Below are 16,673 nucleotides of genomic sequence, written 5' to 3' on the forward strand. Positions count from 1 at the left end.
CGGGCGCCTTTTTTGTAGACGCGATTCCCCTGTGGTAACGCATGCGTCCCGCACTGGAGAGGCGGTATCGCTGCTGTTTCAGATGTAACCAGGGTGGCCGATAGTGTCTAATATCGCACCCCACTGCAGTGCCCAAACCCGTGAGCCTTCCCGATTCCGATCTCCGTCCGGAGCAAGAACCGTTGCCCGACGACGGCACCGTGGTCACCTCCGGGCCGTTGACGCCACCGCCGGATTCGGCGGGAACCACGGCCGACGACCACGCGTACCACCATTCGGTGGCCGAGGACGTGCAGGGCATGGTGCTGGCCACGCTGGTGGCCTCGCTCGGCCTGGCGATCTTCGCCAAGGGCGGGCTGATGATCGGCGGCATGGCCGGTGTCGCCTTCCTGCTGCACTACGCGTTGCATTGGAATTTTGGCCTGGTGTTCGTGCTGGTCAATCTGCCGTTTTACTGGCTGAGCGTGCGCCGCATGGGCTGGGAATTCACCTTGAAGACCTTCGCTGCGGTCGGTGCCTGCGGCGCCTTGACCGATCTGCTGCCGCGCTGGGCTGAGTACGCGCACATCAGCACTGCGTTCGCCGCCATTGCCGGGGGCGCGCTGGCCGGGCTGGGTATCCTGTTCTTCATCCGCCACCGCGGAAGCCTGGGCGGAATCGGCATTCTGGCGGTGTATCTGCAGCGCGAACGCGGCTGGAGCGCAGGCAAGGTGCAGATGAGCTTCGATGCCATGCTGATGCTGGTGGCGTTCGCCATCCTCACGCCTGACAAGGTGCTGTATTCGGCGCTAGGCGCGCTGATGCTGAGCCTGGTGCTGATGTTCAATCATCGCCCGCACCGCTATATGGGCGTTTGATCCGGCAGGCGACCTCGTCGCTCCCCACGTAGGAGCGCACCTGGGCGCGATGCAGCTTTACCGATAACCCGTGGCGCCCAGGTTCCACCGGCAATCGGTTTGCAAGTTCAAGCATTGCATCAGCCCGCGTGCGCCGAAGAGTGTATGCAGGTCATGCCGTTGTCGACGTAGCACTGCGCACTGCGCGTTTGAGTGCGCGTGCGCCCATGCGGGCCGGATCGTCCGGTTTCTCGCCATGTGCCAGGCCTCGATGCAGGTTGCCTCGCGACCCAGCGCGGCGTCGCTATACCTGCTGGCGTAGCGCTGCGCATCGCCATGCAGGCCTGGAGAAACGAAGACAGCGCTGACACTGGGCGTATCGCTATCGCGTGGCAGCTGGCCTGGACAGCATCAAGCAAAGCTCGCAGTCTCGATGGCCACGCTCGGCGGTTACTCCGGCTGCGCAGTCGCGGTTATCAACGCCACGCTGGCTCGCTCGCGTCTTGAGTCCAGCGGCAGGGTCGCGACCTGAGTGCCGGGAGCGTCGTACAGCCACAGCGCACAACACCCTTCGGGGGAGGTCAGATAGCTGCTGCGAAAGGCCACAATGCTGGCGCTGTAGCACGCTTGACCGCGGCGCACACGAAAGTCGGCGACATAGTCGAAGGTGTAGTGGCCCGCATCGTGCCAGGGCCATTGATCGGCTTCGTCGGGATCGCCGCTGGTCTGCGCCGGGCAGCGTGCAGCAGGGTCCGGTGCACGCTGCGTGCCGTCAGGTGCGAACGCAAGCTGCTGCAGCTGCGCGTTGACGGCTGCCTGCAATTGCGGGTGTTGCGCTAGCCAGTGCGATGCCTGTTGTTCTTCGGCGGTGGCACTGGCTGCTTGGCGCGATGGTGTCGCCAGCGTGTGCCGGTAGCGATAGCGCACCTGCAGTACCTGCGTCTCCACGCGTTCGCCGGGCAAGGACAACGGGCGCGATACGGTCACCGTGTCCTGAGAATAATCGCCATCGCGGTAGGCCGCGTAGCTTTTGCCATCGATGCGCAGCCAGTACAAGGCCTGATCGCTGCCGCGGCCGTTGATGCTGAAGCTGCCCGCCGTGCTGTCTGCGTCAACTGCAGTGGCGACTGCCGGGCGGAAGCCCTGCGCGCGGTCGTAGCGCAGCACGGAGATGTCGTTGAAGAGCCCGGTGCCGCCGACATACGCATCGTCTATCAGATCGCGCTGACCGTCTTCGTCCAGGTCGGCCAATGTGTAGTGGTGGTTGCCGTTTTCAGCGATGTCGTTCTCTGCACTGGCACTGGTGCTGCGGTAAGCCTGCACTGCCAGCCACTCTGCATCTGTCACACCCACTGGCTGCACAGCTGGGGGTGATTCGGCATCGTCGCTGTCGTCCGGCCTGCCGAGATCGAAGCTGAGCCCGGTGGTATCGGAATGGCGCTGCAGCACGGTATCGATCGGGGTGGGGTTGCCGATTGGCTCGGCGACGATTTCGCGACGCAATTGTTCCAGTACCTGCGAGACCGTCGCAGTCGTTGGCGGGGCCGCATGTGCCTGAAAAACCAGCCCGGCATGGGCGACGAGCACGAGCAGGCAGCCGTTGCGTGTCCTTGCCGACACAGGCGATGGCACGATGCCGAAAGCGTGCCTGCCTCCGTGCTTGAACATCCGCACGCTCATGCTGCCTGCATCCAGGCCGGTTTGAGTTTGGCGATGCGTTTGAACACCGGGCATTGCGCGTGATGTGCGCCGGGCAGGTAGCCCAGACTCATCAGGAATTCGCCGGTGATTTCGCCGCCGGTGAAGCGGAACGTCTTCTTGAACAATTTGACCCAGGCCGGCTTGTCGAGCGGATGCTGTGCATCCAGCCATTGCGCAAAACTGCCATGCGAACGGCGCAAGGTCTGGATGGCCTGCGCGTTGTGGATGGCCGCCAGGATTTTCAGACGGTTGCGGATGATGCCGGCGTCGCTCATCAAGCGCGCAATCTCGGCGTCGCCATACGCCGCGACCGTATCCACGTCGAATCGGTCATAAGCCTGCTGAAAATTGGCGCGTTTGCGCAGGATGGTTTCCCAGCTCAGGCCGGCCTGATTGATTTCCAGCACCAGGCGCTCGAACAGTTCGCGTTCTTCGCGCTGCGGGAACCCATATTCGTGGTCGTGGTAATGCCCGTGCACCGGGTGGCCGGGCGCGATGCTGCAGTAGCCGCTCATGGTTGAGGTTCCGGCCGGATGCCTACTTCGTTGGGTGTGATGTGGATGCGTCGGCCTCCCGGCAGCGCCAGGTCCGGCCAGCGATTGGGCCGCGTCTGTAGCTGACCGTTGCGCAGCGCCTGGCTCACTTCGCTCATGGCCGCGCCGTCCAGGGAATAGAGCTTTGCCGTACCGGCTTGATACCATCCACCGCCGTTGCGGGTCTGCAGCTCGCAGGCAACCACATAGTCGGCGCCGAGATTGCACAACAGCACATCGAGCTCGCCGTCGCCATCGAGGTCGCTGCTGCTGACAACGCAGTTGCTGTTGCCCTGCGTGCAGGCGCCCCAGAGCATCTTGGACCGCACCAGGTAGTGCCACCAGTCCGCTGGCGGCTCTGCCTGGCCGGCAGCTACGGTCACGTGCTTGCGGATTTGGGTCAGGTCAGTCAGCTGTTTGTCCTTCTGGTCTTCTACTGGCTCACTGTCTGCCCAGCGGCTGGTGCGTGCCAGCAACTGCTCCAGCTTCTGCTTGCGCTCCGGGCTGCCGGCAAAGGGCGGCGTCGCGCGCAGCGACTGCACGGCCAGATAGCCGCGGCGGCCATTGTCGAAACGCAGAAATTCCAGATTCTGTTGCAGGGTCTCGGGCGTGTCGTTGGCAAGGCGCTGTATCTGGCTCTGCACGGTGATGCGATACGGGTCGAGCAGCGGTGTATTGACCAGCACTGCCAGCCCGATCACCACCCACGACAGCGCCATGTTGCCGCCGGCCAGCTGCGGTAGCCAACGATCGGCGCGCGGCCGCAGCACCGCGAACGCGTAGGCCATGGCATATGCCAGCGCCAGCGCGGCCAGCAAGGCCGCGCAGACGCGTTCGCTGGTCCAGCCGTGCTGCGCAATGCGCAGACCCACCGCGTAGGCGGCCAGCGCCGCATGCAGCGGCAGGCTGAGCAACCCGGCCTCGATCATCCGGCGCAGCCAGCGCGGATACGGCGGCAGCCCGCTGCCATCCTGATACACGGCGTTGGTGAACAACACCAGCCCGAACACCAGGCTCAGCAGGATCGACGCCGCCGAACGGGTCTGCCAGAGCGCCTGCAGCCCGGTAAACGGCAGCACCAGCAGAAACAGCAGCGCGATGCCGGCCAGCAGCGGGAGCAGGCCGGTGCAGAGGGCGAACAGGATCTGCCGCATCACCTGCACCGCGCGGTGCTGGGTGCGCCCGATCAGGATGCCCAGCCCGGTGATGGCGCCGGTCGCCAGGTAGGCGAACGCCTGCTCGTGGAACAGTTCGGCAAAAAACCTGATCTTGACCAGCGCGAACAGGCTGGCCCATAGCCCCAGCACCATCCAGCACACGCCTACGAACAGCAGCGCCAGTGCCAGGGTCAGGCCGTTCTGCCAGGCGTGTTCGAACAGGTCGCGGTAGCCGGCACGCCAATGGCCGTGCAGCTGCCGATGTTGCATCCAGGGCAGCGCGACGAACCAGCCGACCGTGATGGTGAAGCCGAACGGACCAAGGACCCGCGCGACCTGCAGGGCCGGCGCGCCAGTGCTGCTCCACGCTGCCCAGCTGCCCAGGGCAGCCAATACCAGCGTGCTTGCCGCCACGTGCTGCCACAGGCGCCAGTCGCGAAGATCCTGCACGCTCAGCAGTACCAGGCTGGGCACGATCGCCACCACGGTGTACCAGCAGATTCGGGCGCCCAGTTCGGTGAAGGGCCACACGCCATGTTGTTGTCCCGCTGCGGCCAGATATAGCAGGCAGCCCTGTAAGAGCGCCACCAGTACGATCAAGATGCGGGTCTGGCGGGGCAGTGGCGCGTCGGAGCGCGCGGGTACGGTTCCAGGTGTAGGCAGCATCGTCGGTCCTTGGCATGCAATAGGCGGCAAGTATGGCAGTGGCTCTGCGCGCGGCGGAACGAACGGCTAGAATGCGGCCATGTCTGTTTTGCCCACGCCCCTGGCCAACCAACTGCTGATCGCGCTCCCGGCGCTGTCCGATCCCACCTTTTCGCGCAGCGTCGCGCTGATTTGTCAGCACGATGAAAACGGCGCGATGGGCGTGCTGGTCAACCGGCCATCCGAGTACACATTGGGCGAAGTGCTGTCGCAGATGGGCATCGACACCGACGATGCGCAGCTGCGCGAGCAGATCGTGCTCAGTGGCGGGCCGGTGCACCCGGAGCGCGGCTTCGTCATTCATGACGATGCGCGCGAATGGGATTCCAGCCTGGAAGTGGGGCAGGGCGTGTTTCTGACCACTTCGCGCGACATCCTCGAAGCCATGGCCGCCGGCAAAGGCCCGCGCAATGCGCTGGTGGCACTGGGCTGCGCCGGCTGGGGCGCGGGCCAACTGGAATTCGAACTGGGCGAGAACAGCTGGCTGACCGCACCGTCGGACGCCAACGTGCTGTTCGACACCGCGCTGGAAGATCGCTGGCAGACCGCTGCCGGGCGCATCGGTGTGGACCTGTTCCGGCTCACGGATTATTCCGGGCATGCCTGAGGCGGGCGCACTCCGCCCCGATGGCACGGTGCTGGGCTTCGACGTGGGGTCGCGCCGGATCGGCGTGGCGGTCGGTACCGCATTGGGTGCCGGTGCGCGTGCAGTCGCGGTCATCAATGTGCATGCCAACGGCCCCGACTGGGCAGCGCTGGATCGCGTGCACAAGGAATGGCGACCAAATGGCCTGGTGGTCGGCGACCCGCTCACCCTGGACGACAAAGACCAACCTGCCCGCAAACGCGCGCATGCCTTCGCCCGGCAATTGCGCGAACGCTATGCGCTGCCGGTCGTGCTGATCGACGAACGCTCCAGTTCGGTCGAAGCCGCGCAGCGGTTTGCGCGCGAACGCGCCGATGGGCGCAAGCGCCGCCGCGATGCCGATGCACTGGACGCCATGGCGGCGGCCGTGATCGTCGAACGCTGGCTGGCCGCGCCCGACCAAGCCACTCTTCTCCCTTGATTCCCGACCTGCGATGACCACCATGCAACTCGATTCGGACGGACGCCTGCGTCACCTGCTCACCCTGGAAGGACTGCCGCGCACCACGCTGCTGCAACTGCTCGACCGTGCCGGCCAGATCCGCGATGCCGCGGTCGGCCGGGTTGGCAAGCGCAGCGTGCTGGCCGGCACGGCGGTGTGCACGCTGTTTTTTGAACCGTCCACGCGCACGCGCAGTTCATTCCATCTTGCCGCGCAGCGCTTGGGCGCGGACGTGCTCAATTTCGACGCGTCCACCTCCTCCACCCGCAAGGGCGAGACCGCGCGCGACACCTTGAAGAATCTCGAAGCGATGGGCGTGCGTGGGTTTGTCGTGCGCCACCCGGATGACGGTGCGGTGGAAGCGCTGGCCGCTGCCGCAGGCGAGGGCACCGCATTGATCAACGCTGGCGATGGCCGCAGTTCGCATCCCACCCAGGGCTTGCTCGACATGCTGACCCTGCGCCAGGCCAAGGGCACCGATTTTTCCAAGCTCAAGGTCGTGATCGTCGGCGACGTGAAGCACTCGCGTGTGGCGCGCTCGGACCTGCATGCACTGCGCACGCTGGGCGCTGGCGAGATCCGCGTCTGCGGCCCGGCCAGCCTGCTGCCCGATGACGACATGCTGGACGGCTGCGTGGTCGGCCAGGATTTCGACGCCATGCTGGAAGGTGCCGATGCCCTGATGATGCTGCGCCTGCAACGCGAGCGCATGGAAGAGGGCCTGGTGCCGTCGCTGGAGCAATATCACAGCGACTACGGGCTGACCCGCGAGCGTCTGGCGCGCGCCGGTCGCGATGCCGCAGTGCTGCATCCGGGCCCGATCAACCGCGGTGTGGAAATCACCGACGAGGTCGCCGACGGCGCGCAATCGTGCGTGTTGCGTCAGGTCGCCAACGGCGTCGCCGTGCGCATGGCGGTGCTGGAAACCCTGCTGGGCTGATTGCCCGCACTGCGCTCGCAGGCACCGCGTGAGCGCAGTGCCTGCGAAAGATCTACTGAGCACTGAGCACTGAACACTGAACACCGGGCGCAGCGACAGCCGTCGCAGCGCCCGCTTTTTTCCTGCACGCAGCCATGCATCCCGGCACCGTCCTGTATTCGAACATGGGCGCCTGTCAGCAACGCTACGCAGCTACCAGCCGCGCGTGGCCTATCGTCCGAATCGAGCTCCACCGTAACCATGCAGCGCCTCCTTCGCGATGCATATCGTTGCCGCTGCTCGTCGCTTGTCTTGAGTCGCCGCCAACCTGACGTTAGCCGCGCGACCAAATGCATGCAGCAGTGCACGCTCTTGCGATTCCCGATTCCCGATTCCCGATTCCCGCAACAAGCACCAAGCGCTAACACCCGCTCGCCTAAGGTGGCGGTCTCTTTCAATCGCAGGAGATCGCAATGGGTATTTCGCGTCACGCCACCGCTCACTGGGAAGGCGACCTCAAGACCGGCAAGGGTCAACTCAGCACGCCGCAGAGCGGCTTGATGGACAACACCCGCTACGCCTTCAGCAGCCGTTTCGGCGACGAGAAGGGCACTAATCCAGAAGAACTCATCGCTGCCGCGCACGCGGGCTGCTTCACCATGGCGCTGTCGGCGCAGCTGACCGAAGCCGGCTTTCCGCCGACCTCGCTGGACACCCGTGCAGACGTCGATCTGTCGATGGAAGGCGGCCCGCAGCTGTCGCAGATCCGTCTGAAGCTCAAGGCGGTGGTGCCGGGGATCGACGAAGCCAAGTTCCGCGAGCTGGCCGATACCGCCAAGAAGAATTGCCCGGTATCCAAGGCGCTCAGCGCCGTGCCGATCAGCCTGGAAAGCGAATTTTCCAACTGATGCGTGTCAAGGCTGCGGAGCGTCGGCGGACCATGCCGGCGCGCGCAGCTGGCGGCAACCTGAATAGGCCTTTGTAAGGCCTGTTCGGTTCAGGGCGGTTTCACTGCAACAAGCCGAGCATCGGCAACGTGTCCTCCCTGTGAAGCTGCCGCAATGAAAACTCTTGTGCTTGGTGCTCTGGTAATGGGTCTGGCCGTGGCGGGCAATGCAACGGCGCAGCGCTACGACAGCGGCTACCGCGACAATGGTCGTGGCAGCTACGAGGACGGTCGTTACGAATACGCACGCGTCGTACGCGTGGACCCGATCATCGTGTCCGATTCCTACAACGAACGCAGCAGCGAGCGTTGCTACAACCGTCCGTCCGATGGCTACTACACCAGCAATGATGGCTACTCCCGCGACGGCGGCAGTTATGGCTCGCCCAATGCCTCCAACCGCGGCGTTGCCAGCGTCATCGGCGGTATCGCCGGTGCGGTGCTCGGCAGTCAGGTCGGTGGCGGTAACGGACGTCTGGTCGGCACTGCCGTCGGCACCATGGCCGGCGTTGCGGCGGGCCGCTCGATCTACGAGGCCAATCACCGCAGCTATCAAGGCAACGTCAGCGTCTGCGAACCTGTGTCGTACCGCACCTCGCGCGAGCGTGTGGATGGCTACGACGTGACATACGAATATGCGGGCCGCACCTACCACACGCGCAGCGATTACAACCCGGGCGACCGGATCCGCGTACGCGTGGATGTGCGCCCTGACTGATTGACTGTGTGTGGGTTGTTCGTAAAAAAACGCTGCGGGAAACCGCAGCGTTTTTTTTATCTTGCGAGATATGCGGCAGGTGAGCGTTTGCTGCTAGTACTTGATGGCACGTCGCATCGGGCAGACTGCAACTGTTTCTGAGTTTGACCGCCAAGCGCAGGTGCGCCGTGCGTTGGATGGTGATCGGGCGGAGTTCCCGGCACGGAAAAAGTTTCTCGGTTTTACCTTTGAAATACCTGCATCAGGCTCGGCGGCCACCTTGACGCCCGCAACGCTCAGCCCCAGTCCAAGGTCCCGCGAATCACCGTCTGCACCTGGCCGCCGGACCACACGTCGCCGTTGTCGTCGATGCGCAGTTCCAGCAAGGCATCGAAGCCGATCTCGCGGCCCTGACTGACCACGTAGCGCCGCTCCTTGCCGGGCAGTGCGTGGCGGCTGTCCAGCCAGGCCGCGAGCACGGCATTGGCCGCACCGGACGCGGCGTCTTCAAAACGCCGGCCATTGCCCACAAAGGCGCGCACCGCCAGATCGTAGCTGCCGGCCTGAGCGGCACGCGCGTAGGCGAAGACGCCCATGCTGCCGGTGGATTCGGCCAAGGCGGCAATCGCGTCCCAGCTCGGCTGCAGGCTGCGCAATGCCGCTTCGCTGGCCAGCTCCACGACCCACCAGGTGCGGCCGCCATCCATCAGCGCGGGCGGCAGGGCGCCGAGCGGCCAGCCGTGCAGTGCATCGCGCAGACGCGGGTCGTCCGCGTCCACCTGTTCGGCAACGCGTGCGCGCGGCGTGCGGATGGCGATGCTGCGGTGGCCATCGATCTGCTCCACGCGCAGCGGCAACTGGCCGGCAATGCCGTCCTGCACCAGCAGGCCATCGTCTGGCGCGGCCAGCCCGGCGTCGAGCACCGCATGCGCCGTGCCCACGCTGGGGTGGCCGGCGAAGGGAACCTCTTTTTGCGGCGAAAACATCCGTAGCCGGTAGCTGCTGTGCGCATCGGCTGCGGGAAACACAAAGGTGGTTTCCGGCAACTTGGTCCAGCGGGCGATCGCCTGCATCGCCGCATCGTCCAGACCCTGCGCATCCAGCACCACCGCCAGCGGATTGCCGCTGCCGGGGCGGGCGGAGAACACATCCAGTTGCAGGAAACGGCGGGTGGTCATGGTGGCGGATCCGCGAACAGGGCGCGGCAGCTTACCAATCGATGCGGCCGTCGATCACCTGCAGCGTCATTCCGCCAATCCAGACTTCACCTGCATCATCCACTTCCACCTGGATGCGGCCATCGCGGCCCACCTCGCGGCCCTGGCTGGCGACATAACGCGACGCCTCGCCGGGCAGGCGGTTCTCGCCATGCAGGCGTGCGGCAATGCAGGCATTGGCGCTACCGGTGACCGGATCTTCGGGGATGCCGTCGCCAGGGCAGAACGCGCGCACCACCAGATCTGCGTCGCCGTCCTGCACAGCGGCATAAATCGCCAGTCCGGTTGCCGCGCTGGCCTGGGTCAGGCGGGTAATTGCGGCAAGATCCGGCGCGGCCTGGCGCACCGTCGCGGCGTCGGCCAGCTCCAGCAGCCACCAGTTCGGGCCGTTGTTCCAGAGTTCTGCAGGATGCTGTGCCACCTGCAATCCGGCGCTAGCTGCCTGCACTGCCGCCGCGTGGGTGTCGCCGGTTGCAATGATGTGCGCGCGCGGCGCGCGCAGCCGCACCTGCAAGGCGCCGTGGCGGTCGAATACGTCCACCGGCAGCACGCCGGCCGCGCATTGCTGGTGCAGCCGGCCATCGGCCTTGTATGCGGTCAGCCCGTGCGTTGCGGCGGCCCACGCCGCGCCGACGCTGGGATGGCCGGCAAACGGCAGTTCCGCGCGCGGGGTGAAAATGCGGATGTGATAGTCGGCATCCGGCACGCTGACCGGCACAAAAAAGATCGTCTCCGACAGGTTCAGCCATGCGGCGATCTGCTGCATCTGCTCGGTTGACAGCGCTCCCGCGTCGAACACCACGCCCAGCGGGTTGCCGGAGCCGGTGTGGCTGGCGAAGACATCCAGTTGCAGGTAGCGGTGCTTGCTCATGCGCGGTGCGATCTCGGTGGTAGGAACATTGCGGATGGTTGCAGCGCAAACCGTTGCCGCGATGAAGAGCGGCGCTGCGGAGTGCGACCGCACGCGGGGTCAGAGGCGCGCCATTGGCAGTAGAATCGGAGGTTCCGCCCGGCATCCCGGCTTCTTTCCCCCATCATAAACGCCTACTCCATGTCAGCTCCCCACTCTACCGATCGTTGGATCGTCCTCAAGTTCGGCGGTACCTCGGTGTCGCGTCGTCATCGCTGGGACACGATTGGAAAACTGGCGAGCAAACGGGCGAACGAAACCGGCGGCCGCGTGCTGGTGGTGGTGTCCGCGCTCTCGGGCGTGACCAACGAACTCACCGCCATCGCCGATGGCGCGGCCGATAGCGCACAGCGCGTGGCCGCGCTGGAACACCGCCATCGTGAGTTTCTGACCGAGCTTGAGCTCGATGCCGATGCGGTCCTCGGCGAGCGGCTGGCCGCCTTGCATGCCCTGGTTGCCGATGCGCGCGCTGCAACGCGCACGCTCGATTGGCAGGCCGAGGTGCTGGGGCAGGGCGAATTGCTGTCTTCCACCATCGGTGCGGCGTATCTGCATGCCAGCGGCCTGGACATGGGCTGGCTGGACGCACGGCAGTGGTTGTCGGCATTGCCGCCGCAGCCCAATCAGAGCGAATGGTCCAAGCGCTTGTCGGTGTCGTGCCAATGGCAGTCCGATGCGGACTGGCGCACGCGCTTCGATGCGCAGCCCACGCGCTTGCTGATCACCCAAGGGTTCATTTCGCGGCACGCCGATGGTGGTACTGCCATTCTGGGCCGCGGCGGTTCGGATACCTCGGCGGCGTATTTCGGTGCGCTGCTCGGTGCCAGCCGCGTGGAAATCTGGACCGATGTGCCCGGCATGTTCAGCGCCAACCCGAAGGAAGTGCCGGACGCGCGCTTGCTGACCCGTCTGGACTATTACGAAGCGCAGGAAATTGCCACCACCGGCGCCAAAGTGCTGCATCCACGCTCGATCAAGCCGTGCCGCGATTCCGGCGTGCCGATGGCGATCCTGGATACCGAGCGCCCGGAGTTGCCCGGCACCAGCATCGACGGCAATGCCGAGCCGGTGCTGGGCGTCAAGGCGATCAGCCGCCGCAACGGCATCGTGCTGGTGTCGATGGAAGGCATCGGCATGTGGCAGCAGGTGGGCTTTCTGGCCGACGTGTTTACCTTGTTCAAGAAGCATGGGTTGTCGGTGGACTTGATCGGCTCGGCCGAAACCAACGTCACCGTGTCGCTGGACCCGTCCGAGAATCTGGTCAACACCGATGTGCTGGCGGCGTTGTCGGCGGACTTGTCGCAGATCTGCAAGGTCAAGATTATTGTTCCTTGCGCGGCGATCACCCTGGTCGGCCGTGGCATGCGCTCGCTGCTGCACAAACTGTCGGATGTGTGGGCCACGTTCGGGCAGGAACGTGTGCACATGATTTCGCAGTCGTCCAACGACTTGAACCTGACCTTCGTCATCGACGAAGCCGACGCCGACGGCCTGTTGCCGATTTTGCATGCCGAGTTGATCGACAGCGGCGCGATGCCGGTGAGCGAAGGCGAGGTGTTCGGCCCGCGCTGGCGCGAGATCATCGGCTCGGTGCGTCCGCGTCCCACACCGTGGTGGCATGCCGAGCGCGCGCATCTGTTGACGCTGTCCAAGGCCGGCACGCCGCGCTATGCGTATCACCTGCCCACCGTGCGTGCGCGTGCGCATGCACTGGCGCAGATTTCGGCGGTGGATCAACGCTATTACGCAATCAAGGCCAATGCGCATCCGGCGATTTTGATCGCGTTGGAGCAGGCCGGTTTCGGGCTGGAATGCGTGTCGCACGGCGAATTGCGCCGTGTGTTCCAGACCCTGCCGGAGCTGTCGCCGCGCCGCGTGCTGTTCACCCCAAGCTTTGCGCCCAAAGCCGAATACGAGGCCGCGTTTGCATTGGGCGTGACCGTCACCGTGGACAACGTCGAAGCGTTCCGCAACTGGCCGGAGGTATTCCGCGGCCGCAATGTCTGGCTGCGGATCGACCTGGGGCATGGCGATGGCCATCACGAGAAGGTCAACACCGGCGGCAAGGCGTCCAAGTTCGGCCTGTCGTCCACGCGTGTGGACGAGTTCGTTGAAGTCGCGCGCACGCTGGAAGTCACCATCACCGGTGTGCATGCGCACCTTGGCAGTGGCGTGGAGACCGGCGAGCACTGGCGCATGATGTACGACGAACTGGCCGGCTTCGCGCGCCGCATCGGCACGGTGGAAACCATCGATATCGGCGGCGGTCTGCCGATTCCGTACAGCGCCGAAGACGAGCCGTTCGATCTGGACGTGTGGGCCAAGGGGCTGGCCGAGGTCAAGGCGGTGCATCCGGGCTACCGCCTGGCGATCGAGCCGGGCCGTTATCTGGTGGCCGAAGCCGGCGTGTTGCTGGCCAGCGTCACCCAGGTGATCGAAAAGGATGGCGTGCAGCGCGTAGGGCTGGATGCGGGCATGAACACCTTGATCCGCCCGGCGCTGTACGACGCCTGGCACGACATCGAAAACCTCAGCCGGCTCGATGCCGTGGCCGATGGCGGTTTCGATATCGTCGGCCCGATCTGCGAGTCGTCGGATGTGTTCGGCAAGCGCCGCCGATTGCCGGCTGCCACTGCTCCGGGCGATGTGGTGCTGGTGGCCGATGCCGGTGCGTACGGCTATTCGATGGCCAGCACCTACAACCAGCGCGAACTGCCGCGCGAAGAGGTGATCGATGCGCCCGCTGGCTGAGTTCGTCTTGCTCAGCACCGTGGCCGGCGGCGTTTCGATGGTGTTTTCCACCGCCATCGACATGGCCGGCCAGCGGGTGCAGTGGACCGATAGCCTGAAGTGGGTGCTGCCGGCGCTGGTCGCGGCGGGCGTTGGCGCATGGAGCGCGGCGCTCTGGCAGCGTCGCCGCGATAGGCGAGCGACCGCGACCGCGCAGCATGCCGGTGGCATGGCATTGCGCACGGTGGTGTTGAGCGCGCTCAGCTATCTGCCGGCGTTGCTGCTGTATCTGCTGGTGGCGTTGGCGGCCACTGGCGATGCGCGGGTGATTGGCTCGCAAGTGCTGCTGCTGTTGTTCGTCATCGGCTGCCTGCCGCTGCTGTGGGCTGCGGTGCCGTTTTCCATGATTGAATATGCCCTGTGCCGACGCTATCTGCGTCGGCAACGGGTTCTTGCAGGTAGTCCATGAGCGCTTTCGACAAACACCAGATCTCCACCTTCCGTTTCGTGCGCTGCGCACTCGACGCGCAGACCGGCGTGGCGACGCTGGTGTATGCCTTCGACCAGGGCCCGGAACTGGTGGAAACCGTGGCCGTGCCCGGCGCGCCGTTCGTGCTGGACGGCGCGCGTGCTGCTGCCGTGCAACAGGCTTTGCAGCTGCTGCATCTCATCGCGGGCGTGAGTTATTACAAGGCCGCGGTGCCGCCGACCATCGCCATCGACAGCTACAGCATCGATGCCGACACCGCCGCGCTGGTGGAAAGCGTGTACCTGCACGGCTTGGGCGAATTCGCCTACCGCAATGGCTTGAACCTGCACGGCAAGATCACCTTTCCGGTGGCTGCGCAGGCTGCTGCGCAGGCGCCTGCGTTGGGCTTGCGCGAGCATGCATTGGTGGCCATCGGTGGCGGCAAGGATTCGCTGGTCAGCATCGAAGCATTACGGCATGCAGGCATCGCGCAGACCGTCAGCTGGATCGGCGGCTCGCAACTGATCCGCGCCTGTGCCGAGCGCACAGGCCTGCCTGTGCTCAACGTCGGCCGCGTGCTGGCACCGGAGTTGTTTGAGCTCAACCGCCAGGGTGCGTGGAACGGGCATATCCCGGTGACGGCTGTGAACTCGGCCATCCTGGTGTTGTCGGCGCTGCTGACCGGCGTGGACCAAGTGGTGTTCTCCAACGAACGCTCGGCCAGCTACGGTAGCCAGATTCCCGGCACCGGCGAGGTCAATCACCAGTGGTCCAAGGGCTGGGCATTCGAGCAGGCGTTTGGCGCGTATGTGCAGCGTCACGTGGCGGCGGATCTGCGTTATTACTCGTTGCTGCGGCCGCTGTCTGAGCTGGCGGTGGCGCGGCAGTTCGCCAAGACCGATCACTACGACGCGCATTTTTCCAGCTGCAATCGTAACTTCCACATCATGGGCGAGCGCCCGGTGCACCGCTGGTGCGGCGTGTGCCCCAAATGCCATTTCGTGTTCCTGGCGCTGGCACCGTTCATGCCCAAGACGCGTCTGGTCAGGATCTTCGGGCGCAATCTGCTCGACGATGCCAGCCAGGCCGGCGGCTACGATGCGCTGCTGGAATTTCAGGACCACAAGCCATTCGAATGCGTTGGCGAAGGCCGCGAATCGCGTGCGGCGATGGCGCTGCTGGCAACGCGCGCGGAGTGGAAGGAAGACGCGTTGGTGAAGCGTTTCATCCGCGAGATCCAGCCGCAGCTGGATGCGCAGGACCTGCAGCTGGAATCGCTGATGGCCATCGATGGCGAGCACCGCATTCCCTCGGCGCTATGGGAGCGCGTGCGTGCGAATTTCGCAGCTTGAGGGCAGGGCGGTTGCGTTGTGGGGGTGGGGGCGTGAGGGACGCGCTGCCTATCGCGCGCTGCGCAGTGTCTTACCCACGCAACCGCTGACGGTCTTTTGCAACGCCGAAGAAGCGCGTGAGCTGGATGCATTGGCCGATGCGGCGTTGCAGGTGGAAACCGACGCCAGCGCGCAGGCGCTGGGCCGCTTCGAGGTCGTGGTGAAGTCGCCGGGCATCAGTCCGTATCGCGTCGAAGCACTCACTGCCGCTGCCGCGCACGGCACGCAGTTCATCGGCGGCACCGCGTTGTGGTTTGCCGAACACGCACAGGCCGACGGCGATGTGACCGGCACCATCTGCGTGACCGGCACCAAGGGCAAGAGCACCACCACCGCATTGCTGGCGCACCTGTTGCGCAGCGCCGGGCATCGCACCGCCCTGGTCGGCAATATCGGCCAACCGTTGCTGGAAGTGCTGGCACCGCAACCGCCGCCGGCGTACTGGGCGATCGAGTTGTCCAGCTACCAGACCGGCGAGGTCGGGCGCAGCGGCGCCCGACCGCAACTGGCCGTGGTCTTGAACCTGTTTCCCGAACATCTGGACTGGCACGGCGACGAGGCGCGCTATGTGCGCGACAAGCTGTCGCTGGTGACCGAAGGGCGGCCGCGGATCGCCTTGCTCAACGCATCCGATCCACTGTTGCGCGGGTTGCAGCTGCCGGACAGCGAGGTGCGCTGGTTCAATCATGCCGATGGCTGGCATCTGCGCAGCGAGGTGGTGTATCGCGGTGAGCTGGCCATCTTCGATACCGCCAACGTGCCGCTGCCTGGCGAGCACAATCGCCGCAATCTGTGCGCGGTGCTGGCCGCAATCGAAGCGTTGGGCCTGGATGCCGCAGCGCTGGCACCGGCGGCGCTAAGCTTTCGTCCGTTGCCCAATCGCCTGCAGCTACTCGGCAGCGTGGACGGCATCAGCTATGTCAACGATTCAATCAGCACGACGCCGCATGCCTCGTTGGCCGCGTTGGCCTGCTTTGCGCAGCGGCGCGTCGCCTTGCTGGTCGGCGGGCATGACCGCGGGCTGGATTGGCAGGAGTTTGCCGCGCAGATGGCGCAGCAGGCGCCGCTGGAAATCGTCACCATGGGCGCCAACGGCCCGCGTATCCATGCGCTGCTGGAACCACTGGCCGCCAACGGCCGTTTTGGGCTGCACGCCGCCACTGATCTGGAACACGCCATGCAACTGGCACGTGATGCGCTGGGTGCGCAGGGCGGTGTGGTGCTGCTGTCGCCGGGCGCGCCCAGCTTCGGTGCCTACCGCGATTACGTTGCACGCGGCCGGCATTTCGCGCAATTGGCCGGATTCGACCCGGCGGCGATCAGTGCCATCCCCGGGCTGGGCGTGCAGTAAGGCCTCTGACTGTCACACCATCG

Annotated in this window: 15 protein-coding genes and 1 pseudogene; 10 read left to right on the top strand and 6 right to left on the bottom strand. The window is 65.3% G+C overall.

Translation table 11 applies throughout. From position 1 onward, the window contains the following. Nucleotides 1-182 precede the first annotated feature (182 nt). Entirely contained in the window at nt 183-857 is a 675-nt protein-coding gene (locus VC212_RS10435) for a YitT family protein (protein WP_055849681.1), read from the top strand. A gap of 57 nt (nt 858-914) precedes the next feature. Here the strand turns inward: VC212_RS10435 and VC212_RS10440 are convergent. The 4 genes and pseudogenes from VC212_RS10440 to VC212_RS10455 form a co-directional block, all read right to left on the bottom strand. After that, nucleotides 915-1,205: pseudogene (locus tag VC212_RS10440) on the bottom strand (hypothetical protein); the annotation flags it as partial. Between the two features lie 81 nt (nt 1,206-1,286). After that, a complete protein-coding gene (locus VC212_RS10445) occupies nt 1,287-2,423 on the bottom strand; it encodes a hypothetical protein (protein WP_323515241.1) in 1,137 nt (378 codons plus the stop codon). An 89-nt stretch (nt 2,424-2,512) separates the two neighbouring features. Further along, the gene (locus tag VC212_RS10450; protein ID WP_323515240.1) at nt 2,513-3,052 is read right to left on the bottom strand and encodes a DNA-3-methyladenine glycosylase I; all 540 of its coding nucleotides are present in this window, start codon (nt 3,050-3,052) and stop codon (nt 2,513-2,515) included. Next, nucleotides 3,049-4,893 carry a DUF4153 domain-containing protein gene (locus VC212_RS10455; protein WP_323515238.1) on the bottom strand — a complete coding sequence of 615 codons (1,845 nt, stop codon included), beginning with the start codon at nt 4,891-4,893 and terminating at the stop codon, nt 3,049-3,051. The genes VC212_RS10450 and VC212_RS10455 overlap by 4 nt, the downstream gene beginning before the upstream one ends. Nucleotides 4,894-4,972: 79 nt before the next feature. Here VC212_RS10455 and VC212_RS10460 point away from each other — a divergent pair, with 79 nt between their 5' ends. The 5 genes from VC212_RS10460 (at nt 4,973) to VC212_RS10480 (ending at nt 8,603) form a co-directional block, all read left to right on the top strand. Then, nucleotides 4,973-5,539 (top strand): YqgE/AlgH family protein, encoded by a 567-nt coding sequence (locus VC212_RS10460; protein ID WP_055849691.1) that lies wholly within the window; start codon nt 4,973-4,975, stop codon nt 5,537-5,539. After that, nucleotides 5,532-5,999 (top strand): Holliday junction resolvase RuvX, encoded by a 468-nt coding sequence (ruvX, locus tag VC212_RS10465; RefSeq protein WP_055849693.1) that lies wholly within the window; start codon nt 5,532-5,534, stop codon nt 5,997-5,999. Before VC212_RS10460 ends, ruvX begins: the two co-directional genes overlap by 8 nt. Nucleotides 6,000-6,012: 13 nt before the next feature. After that, nucleotides 6,013-6,960 carry an aspartate carbamoyltransferase catalytic subunit gene (locus tag VC212_RS10470; protein WP_055849696.1) on the top strand — a complete coding sequence of 316 codons (948 nt, stop codon included), beginning with the start codon at nt 6,013-6,015 and terminating at the stop codon, nt 6,958-6,960. 452 nt (nt 6,961-7,412) lie between these two features. Then, the gene (locus VC212_RS10475; protein ID WP_005992502.1) at nt 7,413-7,847 is read left to right on the top strand and encodes an OsmC family protein; all 435 of its coding nucleotides are present in this window, start codon (nt 7,413-7,415) and stop codon (nt 7,845-7,847) included. A gap of 153 nt (nt 7,848-8,000) precedes the next feature. Next, a complete protein-coding gene (locus VC212_RS10480; RefSeq protein ID WP_055849699.1) occupies nt 8,001-8,603 on the top strand; it encodes a glycine zipper 2TM domain-containing protein in 603 nt (200 codons plus the stop codon). Between the two features lie 275 nt (nt 8,604-8,878). On the opposite strand, the gene VC212_RS10485 is transcribed toward VC212_RS10480, so the two are convergent. Next, the gene (locus VC212_RS10485) at nt 8,879-9,760 is read right to left on the bottom strand and encodes a PhzF family phenazine biosynthesis protein (protein WP_323515237.1); all 882 of its coding nucleotides are present in this window, start codon (nt 9,758-9,760) and stop codon (nt 8,879-8,881) included. Nucleotides 9,761-9,791: 31 nt separating this feature from the next. After that, nucleotides 9,792-10,670 (bottom strand): PhzF family phenazine biosynthesis protein, encoded by an 879-nt coding sequence (locus VC212_RS10490; RefSeq protein ID WP_323515236.1) that lies wholly within the window; start codon nt 10,668-10,670, stop codon nt 9,792-9,794. A 180-nt stretch (nt 10,671-10,850) separates the two neighbouring features. Between VC212_RS10490 and VC212_RS10495 the strand changes: the two genes are divergently transcribed. From VC212_RS10495 to murD, 4 genes are read left to right on the top strand one after another with little or no spacing between them, the layout of a single operon-like run. Continuing rightward, nucleotides 10,851-13,460, top strand: a complete 2,610-nt coding sequence (locus VC212_RS10495) for a bifunctional aspartate kinase/diaminopimelate decarboxylase (RefSeq protein ID WP_323515235.1) — start codon at nt 10,851-10,853, stop codon at nt 13,458-13,460. Next, entirely contained in the window at nt 13,444-13,908 is a 465-nt protein-coding gene (locus tag VC212_RS10500; protein WP_323515234.1) for a hypothetical protein, read from the top strand. Before VC212_RS10495 ends, VC212_RS10500 begins: the two co-directional genes overlap by 17 nt. Continuing rightward, nucleotides 13,905-15,260, top strand: coding sequence for a UDP-N-acetyl-alpha-D-muramoyl-L-alanyl-L-glutamate epimerase (gene murL, locus VC212_RS10505; RefSeq protein WP_323515233.1), 1,356 nt, complete (start codon nt 13,905-13,907; stop codon nt 15,258-15,260). Before VC212_RS10500 ends, murL begins: the two co-directional genes overlap by 4 nt. Beyond that, nucleotides 15,241-16,650, top strand: coding sequence for a UDP-N-acetylmuramoyl-L-alanine--D-glutamate ligase (gene murD, locus VC212_RS10510; protein ID WP_323515231.1), 1,410 nt, complete (start codon nt 15,241-15,243; stop codon nt 16,648-16,650). Before murL ends, murD begins: the two co-directional genes overlap by 20 nt. Nucleotides 16,651-16,673 lie beyond the last annotated feature (23 nt).

The sequence above is a fragment of the Xanthomonas sp. WHRI 8932A genome (assembly GCF_035012785.1).
Taxonomy (GTDB): Bacteria; Pseudomonadota; Gammaproteobacteria; order Xanthomonadales; family Xanthomonadaceae; genus Xanthomonas.